Source organism: Paenibacillus sp. E222 (assembly GCF_013401555.1).
Classification (GTDB): domain Bacteria; phylum Bacillota; class Bacilli; order Paenibacillales; family Paenibacillaceae; genus Paenibacillus.
On record NZ_CP058552.1, the window covers coordinates 3,036,619 to 3,050,556 of the forward strand.

Below are 13,938 nucleotides of genomic sequence, written 5' to 3' on the forward strand. Positions count from 1 at the left end.
CCTTATTACGCTGATTCTAGGGGATTTGGCGGAGTTAAGGGCTTCTTTTATGATTTTTCAGAACTATAGGAGCGCAGCATATATCCAGTTCCTCTGACAGAGATAATAAATCGAGGTTTTCTTGGATGGTCCTCAATTTTTTTACGAACTCGGTTTATGTATACATAGAGCAGATGAAGATCTATATTTTCCTCTGAGAGCCACATGAACTTATAAATCGAAAGCAAGGGGACTGTTTCATCAAGGTTATAAGCGAGACGTTGGAGAAGACGGAGTTCTAGTCTGGAAAGGGAGAAAGGAAGACCGTTTTTCATGAGAATAGATTGATCGATATCAATATAACAGTGATTATCAAGGATTATGGGCTTGGTCGATAAAATATCCATTGTTCACCTCGTTATAATCTATAAACATTATTTTCCATAAGTGTATTATAGATGATAGAATTTAGATTGGAAAGACCTTGTTTGACGAATTTTAGGAAGGATATGTAGAATTGTTGATAACCTAAACAAATTGTGAGATTTAAAAGTAAAAATCTAATGTATGCTTGTTTTGTAAAAAATTAATTACACATCTAATCGAACGGAAATCATTACTGAACTCATTTACAAGAAAGGAGGGAACCCTGGTTTTCTAGTTTTTATTTCGAAATAGTACTTGAATTCCAAAATGTTTAGTAAGGAGGAGTCCAGTCCATGAATTCAAAGAAATTTGTTAAGCGTATTAGTCTTTGCGTCTTATCCTGTCTTCTTGTTTTGCCTGCAACTGTTAGTGCGAATGGGGTTCAAATTACTCCAGATCATTTTCCCTTTATCAAATCTCTGCCCACTCCTGAAGTACAAGTCAATCTAATGGATTCTGAATCCGATCTGACGGAGACTAGTCTGTCTATCAACCTTAATAGGATGGAATATAACACCTTGGCAGTTCCTTCAAAAATTCTGGACAAATTGAAAGAAAGACTTCAGTCTAAAGCATTATATGCACAAGAAAAAATTGAAGTAAGTATCATGCTCAAATATGATGCAGTTGTAACGAAGGAAGAATTCATAGAAAGAGAATGGGAAATATTCAATGGTAATATCACAGATTTGAATGGTTTTGGTGGTTATAGTTTTTTTGCCGCATTAACAACAGACGAAATTGAACAACTGGTTCACTTAGAGGAAATAGCATCCCTTTCAACCCCGGACGATGTAGTTTCTGTATATGGTGAGCCGGATGAACATCAATCAGAGGTCTATTTGAATGGTGCGACCGAGATGACTGGAATCAAAAAGGGAAGAAGTGACTATGGCGTAACAGGTAATCGTGATGGAAAGGCGTCATATTCCAAAAATGATTCAGTTATTGCAGTAATTGATACGGGTATTGATGGTGGTCATATTGATTTGAGTGGAGGAAAAATTTTAGGTTGGAAGGACTTTGTAAATACATCCTCAACTACAGCTTATGATGATCTGGGTCACGGAACACACGTTGCCAGTATCGCAGCTGGAACGGGAGCAGGAGATCCCGGAGTAGAAACCGGAGTGGCCCCAGGAGCAGCTCTAGTAGGAATCAAGGTATGCTCTAGTAATACGAATTGTTCTACCCAGAACATACTGAATGCGATGGATTGGGTTATTGCTAATAAGGACACATATGGAATTGATATCATTAATATGAGTATAGGCAGTTCAGGCTCGGCTAATGCAAGTTTCTGCAATAAGGTGTCTAGTGCAGCAAATAATGGAATACTTACAGTAGTTGCTGCCGGGAATACATCAGGAGGATCTGACTATGGCTCACTTAATCTTTTTGCCAAATGTTCAGACGTGTTGTCCGTTGCAAATGTGGCTGACCCTTACGAAGGAGGCTGGTATCTAAATCCTTCCTCCAACCGGGGAACAGGATCGGTAGGTCCTACACTTGCAGCACCTGGAACTTCTATCCGTGCGGCTAAGGCGAACTCTACTAGCGAATATATTACCTACTCTGGAACTTCAATGGCGTCTCCTATGATTGCCGGATTAGCAGCACTTATGCTTCAAGCTAGTAATGGGAGTCTTAATTATGATTTTAAGATAGAAGATTATGGGATGTCAGGATATGATAAAGTATATGGCAATGGACTCATCCTAGGACATCAAACTATTAAAGCTGCTTCTGGTTCTTCAACAGGTTCCTTTGATAACTATCGTAATCATATTAGAGCACAGACCAATATAGCAGCGAGCAACATTAATTTATATAATATTAAGGTTAACAGCACAGACGCTTATTTCGCCAACACGTTGATTATTAATAATGAAAATGGTGCAGATTTGGATTTGTTTATATGGAAACCGGGAGTTGAGCCTATTCAGAATGGTCAACTAAGACTAGATTTGGCTATCCAAAGTAGTGCAGGAGATCTTCCTCAGGAAACGATCAGTTTTAAGCCAACTGCAACGGGTAACTACACCATAGGAGTCTTAGCTTACGATTCTGCTACCTATGCCTTGGATTGGGCGGGGCAAATATCAATTCCATGAAAGATATTATAATGAGAAATCCACAACAAAAGCCGGTCAACCCTTATGGGTGCCGGCTTTTGTCCTATGTGTAGTTTCAAGATCAGTGAGGTTATCGTACGAACCAACTGAGCGGCTGCGGCGAAGTGTCTGCGGTATCCCGAAGATCATGGACCTTGACATGATTGCCGTAGATCATGGAATCACTGCTCAATCGGTAGGAAGGGAAACTGTTCTCTGATTGCAGGCGAAGGCAAGGCTCGAAATAGATCTGCTGCTGTTTGTTGATAAGGAAAGGAAGCGAATCGGATTCAATCCGAATGTCATCACTGTCCGGCTCGTTAACGATCAGAAGCACAGCAGTACCATCACATCCGCATCCATCGGTGTCATAAAACAGCTTGAAATAGCCCGGCCGATCTCCCAGCATCGCGTTAAGTCTTGATTCTGCCAGCGGACTGACCTGAATGATCATAACGTCGTTCACACTCCTCTAATCACCTTAAGAATTCGCTTACAATCTAATATATGGAACAAAGGTGTGAAATAGAAGGGAAAGCAGGCTGAATCCGATGAAAATTATAACTTTGGTGGACCATCCGACCGAACGGTTCAATTACCTGAATATCATCGCGGAGACGCTGTGATGGTGCCTCGGAATGAAACCCATTTCATCCCGATTCCTTATCTGGTATGATAAGCAGGAATATTAGAGAAAAAGGATGGTTCCACATATGACACCGATTACCATATATGACATAGCCAAAGAAGCTAACGTATCCGTATCCACGGTCTCCCGAGTGCTGAATGATACGGCACCTGTGCGTGCAAGCACAAGAGAGAAGATCATGTCCATCATTGAAAAACACCAGTTCCAACCCAACGCGCAGGCGCGCAGTCTGATCAAGAAAGAGACGGGAACCATTGCGATCATCCTGCCAGACATTACGAATCCGTTCTTCCCGGAAGTGTTCTGGGGGGCTGAGAACGAGGCACGTGGATTGGGATATACGTTCTTCCTGTGCAATACGGCCGGGGATTACAGCCGGGAGTCCGAGTATTTGTCCATTTTGCGCGAGAAGCGGGTAGATGGCATTATTTTTCTCGGTGGACGAATCAACATGCAGGTCTGTCCGGATGATATGGCTCAGGAATTGATTGATATGGGCAAACGTATGCCAATCGTGCTGGTCAATGGCAACATTGCCAAAGGCGGATTCCATCGGGTGTACACGGATGAAGGAGCAGGAGCCGTTTTGGCTGCTGAACATTTGCTCGAACTGGGACATCGGGATATTGCTTTTGTGGGCGGTTTGAAGGAGTTGTCCACCACGATGGTTAAGGTCAAGGCCATTCAGAAAAAACTGCGTGAGCATGGACTCGAAATTCCGAAAGAGCGTCAACTGCTTGGCAGCTTCTCCATTGAAGACGGCAAACGGGAGATGTCTAAGCTGCTGGACCGTGGAAATCCTCCAACTGCGGTGATCTGTGTGAACGACTACACGGCGATTGGTGCGATTAAGGCGACCATTGAGCATGGCTTATCGATTCCGAAGGACATTTCCATTGTCGGTTTTGATGATACGCCGCTCGCCAGTGCCGTTATACCGGAACTGACGACTGTGTCCCAGAATACGTATCAGCTGGGTAAGCTGGCTGTGGACAAGCTGCATGAATTGATTAATCAAGGTAACCCGAAGAAACAGACCATTTTGCAACCAGAGCTTGTTGTCCGCCAGAGTACTGGACCCGCACCACGATAATTGGGGAATGTTTGAAAAAGAAAGCGTTGACATTCCTTCGGAGGGTGAAATATAATGAGGTCGTAAATGAAACCCCTTTCATAAACTGGAACGGGTTTTAATTTTAAACTTTATGAAACCCATTTCATGAAACGGGTTTCAGTTGTCTGATCTTCCATTCATATTTCAAGGGGGCGTGCGGTATGAGAAAAAGTTTAAAGGTCATTTCGTTATTGATGCTGGTCATGGTAATGGGTCTGACAGCCTGTAGCAAGGGTGACAGCGGTGCAGCTGGCGGCAAGGTTGATCTGAGCATGACGATCTGGGGCTCGGAGGACGAGAAGAAGATTTATCAGGAGAGACTCGACATTGTGAAGCAGACCTATCCCGATATTAATGTGAAACTGAACGTCGTTGCCGGCGACTATGACCAAAAGGTTCAGACGATGATCGCCGGAGGAACCGCACCGGACATCATGATGATTGCCGAGAACTATCAGGCGTACGCCTCCAAAAACCAAATTGTTCCGCTGGATGATATGATCCAGGCCAACAATGTGAACATGTCAGAGCGTTATTCTGACGACATCGCCAACCTGATGAAATTCGATGGTAAACAGTTCGGAATGCCTGACCGCGCAGGCGCAATGGTGCTCTTCTATAACAAGGATCTGTTCGACAAGGCTGGGGTGGAATATCCGACCAAGGAATGGACTCAGGAAGACCTGCTCGCTGCAGCTCAGAAGCTGACGGTGAAGGAGAACGGCAAAACGGTTCAATGGGGGTACTACCCAGGCAGCTGGTGGCCGCAATGGATGCAGTTGATCTACCAAAACGGTGGTTCCCTGTTCGATGAGAGCGGCAAACCTACTTTTAATACCGAGCCAGTACGTAAAGCATTGCAATTCATGAATGATCTGACCTTCACACATGGTGTGGGACCAACACCAACCGAGATTGCCGACATGGGAAATATCGGTGCTGACCCATTGTTTGCCCAAGGCAAGATTGCCATGGAGACGACGGGATTCTGGAATATCGGTTCACTTGCCAAGGTGGAAGGTATCAATTGGGACATTTCTCCGATATGGGGAGAGACCAACGCTTTCTTCAATGGCTTCACAATTACGAACGCGTCCAAACATAAGGAAGAGGCATTCAAAATCATAGAAGCGCTGACTACACCAGAAGCACAATTACCGATGATCAAGGCTGGTCAGGATGCTCCGGCAACGAAGGCAGGTCTGTCCAGTGATGAGTTCCTGAATGCGGAATATGGCGGTAAGAAAATCAACATGGCTGCTTTCAGCGAGTCCACCATCTACGCCGAGCCGTTCAATCCGCAATGGAATGAAATGATGAAGCTCATTAACGACAAGCTGGGTGTCTACTTCAACAATAAAGCCTCACTGGATGATACCGTGACTGAAATTCAGAGCGGACTGGAAAGAATCTACAAATAGAGGTTGTTCACATGCATAAATAGCATCGACAGGGGACAGACGGAATTCGGCATGAATGAATCCGGGTTTCGTCTGCTCGCTTCGTTATGGGAGGGCTTAACGTGAGAAAAAAGGACGGGAAATGGTTTTATATCTTCATCTCGCCTTGGCTGATTGGATTCCTTGGACTTACCCTGGGTCCGATCCTGTTTTCCATCTACATGAGCTTCACCAATTGGGATCTGTTCCAGTCTCCTGAATTCATCGGTATAGACAATTACAAAAACCTGTTGACCGATGACCCGATCTTCTGGAAATCCGTAGGCAATACCTTCTTCTACGCATTAATATCGATTCCGCTGGGCATGTCCATCTCGCTCTGGATTGCGTATTACCTTAACAAAAAAATCAAAGGTATCACCTTCTTCCGCATCCTGTTCTATCTGCCATCTGTGGTTCCGGTAGTTGCAAGCTCACTGCTCTTTATCCATCTGCTAGCTCCAACGGAAGGCTTGATCAACCAGGCACTTGCCATCTTCGGCATTCAAGGTCCTGCCTGGCTGCTTGATCCGAACTGGGTTAAACCAGCCTTGATCCTCATGTCGCTATGGGGCGTCGGGGGTGGCGTGGTACTACTGCTGGCGGGTATGAAAGGTATTCCTCAGGAGCTGTACGAGGCCGCCGCCATTGATGGGGCGAAGAGCTCGCAATCGTTCTTCCACATTACATTTCCAATGCTGACTCCCGTCATCTTCTTCAATCTCGTCACCGGGATGATCGGGGCGCTCCAGACGTTCGCACAGGTATTCATCGTTACAGCGGGTGGACCGGATAATGCCAGCCAGATGGTTGTTCCTTACCTGTTCCAAAATGCGTTCCAGTTCTACAAAATGGGATATGCATCGGCCATTGCCTGGGTTCTGTTCATCATCATCATGGCGTTGACCCTGGTTGTGTTCCGTTCGTCGGCGCTATGGGTGCATTACGAGGAGGGAAAAGCAAATGAGTAATCCATCCACTGTGGAGAAAACGATATCTTACATTTTTCTGATTCTGGTCGGTGTGCTGCTTGCTTCCCCTTTCCTGTACATGATCTCCATCGCACTGGCGAGTGACGCTACAACAGTAAAATCAGCCTTTACCTTCATACCGCTCGAATTCCAATGGTCCAATTTCTACACGATCTTCACGAATAATAATCTGGGTACTTATCTGAAAAATTCAGTCATTATTACTGTCATTACCATTATCGGATCGGTGTTGTCAGCATCGGTCGTATCTTACGGCTTCGCTCGGATCAAGGCGAGAGGCAGTCGGTTCCTGTTCATTGTACTGCTTAGTACGATGATGATTCCGGGTGAGGTGACAATGGTGCCGCAGTTTATCATCTTCCGTCATCTGGACTGGATCAATACATTCTATCCACTGATTGTGCCAAGTTTTTTCGCGGGAGCCTTCAACGTATTTCTCATTCGGCAGTTCGTCATGAGTATTCCGAAGTCGCTGGATGAAGCTGCGATGATCGACGGCATGGGACATCCGGGCATCTACTGGAAGATCATTATGCCGCTCACGTATCCGATACTTGCCGCCATCGCCATTTTCTCGTTTTCCTATAACTGGGGGAACTTCATGGGGCCGCTCATTTACATTAATGATCCAGAGAAAATGCCACTGGCGCTCGGTGTACAGCTTCTGACCACGGTTGGTGGCGGACAGATGCCGCCATGGAACCTCGTTATGATTGCTTCTCTGTTCCTGACTATTCCGATGGTATTGGTATATCTGTTCGGACAGCGTTATGTCTATGAAGCGAATATCAGTGGTGGCAGCAGCGGGATCAAGTAACGGGAGGTGAACGCAGTGTTGAAGCCAGTTGTGAAGACCAAGAACCGTCTACATCGCACATCGGTAAAGGGCTGCATGAATTATGAATAACAACAAGGATCATTTCAACCATGACAACAATGACAACAATCATCACAAGCAGCGCAGGTGGCGCAGCCGGAGCTACATCCTGATGGGTGTGGCCCTGGCCGCGCTGCTCGTGGGAGGAGGAATTATCATCAATCATTTTGCCAATGAATCATCCAAAACACTTGCATTCCAAGGTGAGCCGGTACATCTGAAGCTGGAGCAATCCTATGATCATTTTGAAGGCTGGGGCACGTCGCTCGCGTGGTGGGCCAACGATCTTGGAGGGTGGAAGGATCAAGCAAAGGTCAGTGAAGTCATGGATCTGGTGTTTGATGCTCAGAAAGGACTAGGCCTGAACATTGTTCGCTACAATATTGGTGGTGAGGAGAACCCCGACATGAAGGCGCTTCGGCCCGGAGGAGATGTTCCCGGCTTCCAGCCTGAACCCGGCGTGTGGGACTGGGAGGCAGATGCAGGACAGCGAGCTGTATTACAGGGCTCTCTGGAACGTGGGGTCAACATTGCTGAAGCGTTCTCCAATTCACCCCCTTACTGGATGACGATCAGCGGCTCGGTCACGGGTGCTGTAGATGGTAGCAACAATCTGCGAGAGGATCAATATGATGCGTTTGCCGATTATTTAACCGAGGTCGTGAAGCATTATCGCGATGAGTGGGGCATTACGTTCCGTACACTTGACCCCCTCAATGAACCTTCCTCGGACTGGTGGAAGAAAGGCAACATGCAGGAAGGCAGTCATTTTACCAATGACAAACAAGCCGAGATTATCAAGAAGGTTGCGGCATCGCTCAAAAGTAAAGGGCTGGACGGTACGGTCATCAGTGCTGCGGACGATAATAGCATTGACGAGACGGTGCACAATTTCAGCCTCTATGATCAGGATACGCTCGATGTGATCGACCAGATTAACACCCACTCCTATAATGGTAGCAAAATGGAAGAGCTTCGCACGTTAGCCGAGCGATATGGCAAGAAACTGTGGATGTCCGAGTATGGGACAGGTGGCAGTGAACCGCATAATCATGAAGATATGACTTCCGTGCAGGAGCTCGCGGAGCGCATCATGTTCGATCTGAAAATCATGCAGCCTTCTGCCTGGGTGTATTGGCAGGCCGTTGAAGATGAAGGTGCCAACAATAACTGGGGCTTCATTCATGCGAATTTTAATGGAGAAGAGCAGTACGAGATGACCAAACAGTATTATGGCATGGCCCAGTTTACGAAGTTCATCCGTCCAGGCGCAACGATTATTCCAACAGATGATGGGCGAACACTGGCTGCCTATGATGCAGCTAATCAAAGACTGGTACTGGTTATTCGCAATGAGTTATCTGCCGGAACTACAGCATTTGAACTGGAGGCGTTTGACCACAGCAGTACTTTTACAGCACAGGTTTATCAGACGTCGCCGGATCGCAATATGGAGCAGCTTGAAGATGTTCCGGTGTATGCCAATGGATTGGAAGTATCGACTGCGGACAATTCCATCACCACCGTAGTATTGGAAGGTGTAACGTTGCAGGCGAACTGAGGGCCTATTGAAATAGGAATCAAAAAAATCTGGGGATAACAGCGATTGGAAGGTTGTTCTGTCAACGCAGTGATGAACTCAAACACAGAGAAGGAGGGCTTATCTTTGACAGAGAAAACATCCCTTTTGCTTCAGGAGCAGGAGAAGAATACACAGACGAGGGCTGAGCACGGCGTTCGTTCTGAACTGACTTACGATCAGCGCAGCTTCATCATGAATGGAGAGCGAGTATTTCTGAACAGTGCCACCATTCATTATTTCCGTATGCCAAGGGAGGAATGGCGGGAGGTTCTAATGAAGGCAAAGCTGGCCGGCATGAATTGCATTGATACCTATTTTGCCTGGAACGTGCATGAGCCGGAGGAAGGGCAATGGTCGTTTGAAGGAGACAATGATTGTGGAGCCTTTCTGGACCTGTGTGCAGAGTTGGGTATGTACGTTATCGCGAGGCCAGGTCCGTTTATTTGCGCAGAATGGGATTTCGGCGGCTTCCCGTATTGGCTGGAAACGAAGCAGGGAATCAAGTTCCGACAAAATAATGAAGCTTATCTGCATTTTGTAGAGCTGTATTTTGACCGGATCATTCCAATCATTCGTGAGCGCCAGCTATCTGCCGGAGGCACTGTTATTCTTGTACAGGTCGAGAACGAATACGGGTATCTGATGGATGATGCAGCAGCAAGTGCCCATATGAACCATCTTCGGGACAGCCTGCTTCAGCGAGGGATCGACGTTCCGCTTATCACCTGTGTAGGTGGTGCGGAGGGCACGATTGAAGGGGCCAACTTCTGGTCAGGGGCTGACGGGCATTATGCGAAGCTTCGGGAGAAGCAGCCGGATACACCGAAGCTCGTTACGGAATTTTGGACGGGATGGTTTGAGAATTGGGGTGGCCCTTCTGCCATTCAGAAGACGGCGTCACTGTTTGAGAAACGTATGATGGAAATTCTTCGCACCGGTTATACCGGAATCAGTCATTACATGTTCTACGGCGGAACCAACTTTGGCGGATACGGTGGCAGAACCGTGGGCAGCAGCGATATTTTCATGATTACCTCCTACGATTATGATGCGCCGCTTAACGAGTACGGGCGGGCAACGGCCAAGTATGCTGTAGCGAAGACGTTATCCTATTTTGTCCATGCATTTGGCGCATTGCTGATGGAGACGGAGGAAGTACCATCAGAGCAGATCAAGGTACGTCATCCACAAGGCATCTCTGTACGAGGCAGATCTAAAGGCAGCGAGAAGATATGGTTCTTGGAGAGTCACAAGGATGAGCGGGAGACGTTTCACGTCACGCTGGAGGAAGGCCGGACACTTCCCGTTGCCCTGAACCCGGGGCAGATTATTCCGATACTGGACAGGGTAGAAATTGCCGAGAATGTATACCTGACAGGTGGCACGATGATTACGGGCAATGAAGTGGTGAATGGAGAATTGACACTGTTCATCGTTGCGGAAGCGGGACAGCGTTCGGTTGTGGAACTTGAGACGAACGTCTTGAATGTACAGGGCAGCAGCATGCAAGTATTGGTTGAACGTGATCAGTTAAACGGAGCCTATCGCTTCGAACTGGTACATTTCCGTGAGCCAGGCATCATTCATCTGGAGGCGAGTGGTGTCCCCATTCGGTTCGTGGTTCTGGACAAGGAAACGATGGATCGCACGTGGAGAATCAATGGAAAGGGAGGGCCGAATCAGCTGCGTTACGCAATCGGATTCGATGATGTAGATGTCTCCCTATCCGGGCAGGTCACAGGTATGATCTCTGATCCGAATCGGAATATGTTGCTTCTCGGCAGCTGGGCGGATGGTGAACGGTCGTTGACTGGACGTGAGTTCGTATACGGAGAAGCAAACGATTCACAGGGCAGTATAGAGGATGAACATGTTCAGAAGTCATCCGCAGCAATTCAGCATGATCTGTTCACCACGCTGCCTATGCCACCGAAACTGTCGGATTCCCCAGAGTTGTCTCGTGTGACATTAACAGCGGAACAGCGTACTTCGAGTGGTCAACCAGAGCATTTTTCCCAGTACGGACAGGATTTCGGGTATCTGTTATACGAGTGCGATTTCGACCGTTCGGTGGATGGAATCACCACCCTTATTCTGCCGGATCTCCAGGACACGGCCAGAATATATGTTAATCGTGTGGAACAGGCATTGGTTCGTCAAGTTGGTGCAGCGGGGGTTCAGGTGCAGACGACGAAAGGAAAGAATACACTTCAGGTGCTGGTACAGCATATGGGCAGGCTGAATTTTTCTCCATATTTGGGTGAAAGCAAAGGTCTGACAGGATCTGTGTACATCGGTGGTTCCGCTCAGGACATACGCCGGAATTGGCATGCGGAGCATGGGGTGGTGCATCTCGATGAAGTGAATCATCTTGAGGAGGCCCCGCTTCTGAGCAGAAGCTTTACGCTGGATGGCATGGACCGTGCGATTCTCGTTGGAGCGGTGAGCCAGGGATTGCGCATGAATGGCATGGATGTGCCAATGGAAGGGTATCAGGACTGGTTTTCGTTCACCACGTTGGATCTTTCCCTTTACTTGCGGCCTGGAGAGATCAATACACTGGAGATGCCTTATAGCAGAACGCCGCTGAACCGGCTGGAACTGATCCTGTACCGGAGTGAAGATGAGCTGCAGGATTGGCGCATGGCAGGTACGGATGCTTTGCTTCCACGACAATGGGGATTATATGAGCCACCGAACAATTCAGGTCATCTCCATACCTATCGGCAGGATGCGGATTATAGTGGCAATTGGAATGCCATCTCTGTGGGAAATGATTCGTACGGTCAACCCGTCTGGTACCGGTGGCGCTTCTCCAAGTCAGCTGTGCCGGAACACTTCCGAGTGAACCTGATGCTTCGTCTTACCGGGATGAGCAAGGGAACACTTCATCTGAACGGGCACCATCTGGGCCGTTATTGGCAGATCGGTCCGCAAGAGGATTACAAAATTCCGGTATCCTGGCTGCAGGATGAGAATGAATTGCTGTTATTTGATGAGGAAGGCCGAACGCCAGAACGGGTGCGTTTCTTGTATGATAACCTGTCCCAGTATCCATGGGTTGTGGTCGAATAGTTCGCCTTTAATTGTACCTGTATAATGGAAAATAGTTTGTTCTGATCAGTCGTGTCCTGTTCTAGCTCGTCGTATTTGTTCTCCTTGTGGAGGCTGCTCGGTTGATTGAATCTATAGATTCTGAACCTCCGGGCAGCTCTTGCACGGGGAATGGACGACGAGGATAGCTTGTATCGTTTGTTGAAACCGTTTACATAACGAAGGTGTTATATGGCTACGTGATCTGTGAGAGGGGTGATGTTTGGCAAAAAGGTATGCCTGTCACACATTTTGGATAAGGAGATGACCCATGTACACAAGGAAAAGGTGGAGCACAAGATTATTCAAAACTTGTAAGTCTGGCATGATCATGCTGCTTGGAGCATTGCTTCTATTCATCACGTTGTTCCCGAATACAGCCAGAGCAGCAACAAGTGTTTACACGATTTCGGCTTTTACCAATACGAGCGAATCCAATTTGTATATCTACGAATCCTACAATGCGACTAATTACGGTTTGCTTAAAGGGCCTGCCTATACACCCCCGGCCAATCTGATCCGTGATCCCAGCATCATGAAGCATACGGATGGGCTGTATTATGTCGTTTATACCACGAACTGGTCAGGCAATACGATCGGCATCGCATCCAGTACAGATAAGGTGAATTGGACGTTTGTCCGCAATATTACCCTATCTGCACCCACCACGATTGCACATACCTGGGCACCGGAATGGTTCAAAGACAGCAACGGCAGTCTGAACATCATCGTGTCCATCTCCCCAGGCAACTATGAAAACTTCAAACCTTATGTCATCACGGCGACCAATTCAACCCTGTCTTCCACAACATGGTCTGCTGCCACAGAGCTTGCAGGCATTGCACCCAACTACATCGATACCTTCATCGTCAAGACCGGCTCAACCTATCACGCTTTCACCAAGAATGAGACCACCAAGTATATCGAATATGCTACAGCTGCTTCCCTCACCGGACCTTACACGTTCAAAGGGACAGGGGATTGGGCAGGCTGGGGCTCCTGGGTAGAGGGACCTGCGCTTGTCCAGCTGGATAACGGTTCCTGGCGAATCTATTTTGATGGTTACTCTGCACAAAAATATTATTACAGCGACTCTGTAGACGGGTTTCAGACCTGGAGTGCAAAGCAGGAGCTTGCCGGTCTGACTGGACTCGTCCGGCATATGACCGTCCTGAAAGAAACCGGACAGCCTGGCGATATCCGCAAGCTGGAGTCCTATAATGTGCCAGGCAGCTTCATTCGCCATTACAACTATGTGGCCCGAATCGATGCCAGTGTCAGTCCCGCAGAGGACGCACAGTTCCGAATCGTGCCCGGTCTGTCGAATAACGCAGGAATTTCGTTTGAGGCCATGAATTATCCGGGTTATTATCTGCGCAACAATAACGGTGCAATCGTGCTGGTGAAAAATGACGGCAGCGCAGCCTTCAGCAATGATGCCACGTTCAAACGAGTGAGTGGACTCGCAAACGCCAGCTGGACATCTTACGCTTCTTTCAGCAACCCGAATTTGTATCTTAGACATTACAATAATGTGCTGAAATTGGAAGCTGTCGTTACCGCACTCGATAAGTCAGACGCGACCTTCCGAGAGGTTGCACCATAATTGGTGTTCGTGTTTAAGGAGATATAAATAAGTTAAACTTTTTACACTATTTACACGATAACGGAGA

Annotated in this window: 10 protein-coding genes; 8 read left to right on the forward strand and 2 right to left on the reverse strand. The window is 47.4% G+C overall.

All coding sequences use genetic code 11. From position 1 onward, the window contains the following. Positions 1-47: 47 nt before the first annotated feature. The gene (locus HW560_RS34415) at positions 48-386 is read right to left on the reverse strand and encodes a winged helix-turn-helix domain-containing protein (protein WP_090903798.1); all 339 of its coding nucleotides are present in this window, start codon (positions 384-386) and stop codon (positions 48-50) included. A 312-nt stretch (positions 387-698) separates the two neighbouring features. On the opposite strand from HW560_RS34415, the gene HW560_RS13585 reads away from it, so the two are divergent. Beyond that, on the forward strand, positions 699-2,519 hold the full coding sequence (locus tag HW560_RS13585; protein ID WP_090903797.1) for a S8 family serine peptidase: 1,821 nt from the start codon (positions 699-701) through the stop codon (positions 2,517-2,519). Between the two features lie 91 nt (positions 2,520-2,610). Here the strand turns inward: HW560_RS13585 and HW560_RS13590 are convergent, their stop codons facing one another. Next, positions 2,611-2,985: an iron-sulfur cluster biosynthesis family protein gene (locus tag HW560_RS13590; protein WP_244192784.1), complete on the reverse strand. Its 375-nt coding sequence runs from the start codon at positions 2,983-2,985 to the stop codon at positions 2,611-2,613. Between the two features lie 247 nt (positions 2,986-3,232). On the opposite strand from HW560_RS13590, the gene HW560_RS13595 reads away from it, so the two are divergent. The 7 genes from HW560_RS13595 to HW560_RS13625 all read left to right on the forward strand — a co-directional run bounded on the left by HW560_RS13595 (position 3,233) and on the right by HW560_RS13625 (position 13,871). Next, positions 3,233-4,261, forward strand: coding sequence for a LacI family DNA-binding transcriptional regulator (locus HW560_RS13595; protein WP_179263466.1), 1,029 nt, complete (start codon positions 3,233-3,235; stop codon positions 4,259-4,261). A gap of 182 nt (positions 4,262-4,443) precedes the next feature. After that, entirely contained in the window at positions 4,444-5,703 is a 1,260-nt protein-coding gene (locus HW560_RS13600; protein ID WP_179263468.1) for an ABC transporter substrate-binding protein, read from the forward strand. A 101-nt stretch (positions 5,704-5,804) separates the two neighbouring features. Then, positions 5,805-6,692 carry a carbohydrate ABC transporter permease gene (locus HW560_RS13605; protein WP_063565348.1) on the forward strand — a complete coding sequence of 296 codons (888 nt, stop codon included), beginning with the start codon at positions 5,805-5,807 and terminating at the stop codon, positions 6,690-6,692. Then, a complete protein-coding gene (locus HW560_RS13610) occupies positions 6,685-7,530 on the forward strand; it encodes a carbohydrate ABC transporter permease (protein WP_072734634.1) in 846 nt (281 codons plus the stop codon). The genes HW560_RS13605 and HW560_RS13610 overlap by 8 nt, the downstream gene beginning before the upstream one ends. Before the next feature lie 82 nt (positions 7,531-7,612). After that, the gene (locus HW560_RS13615) at positions 7,613-9,151 is read left to right on the forward strand and encodes a glycoside hydrolase family 30 protein (RefSeq protein WP_257031893.1); all 1,539 of its coding nucleotides are present in this window, start codon (positions 7,613-7,615) and stop codon (positions 9,149-9,151) included. Positions 9,152-9,256: 105 nt separating this feature from the next. Then, complete coding sequence (locus HW560_RS13620) at positions 9,257-12,247, forward strand: beta-galactosidase (RefSeq protein WP_257031894.1); 2,991 nt, start codon at positions 9,257-9,259, stop codon at positions 12,245-12,247. A 289-nt stretch (positions 12,248-12,536) separates the two neighbouring features. Then, positions 12,537-13,871: a glycoside hydrolase family 43 protein gene (locus tag HW560_RS13625; RefSeq protein ID WP_179263470.1), complete on the forward strand. Its 1,335-nt coding sequence runs from the start codon at positions 12,537-12,539 to the stop codon at positions 13,869-13,871. Positions 13,872-13,938 lie beyond the last annotated feature (67 nt).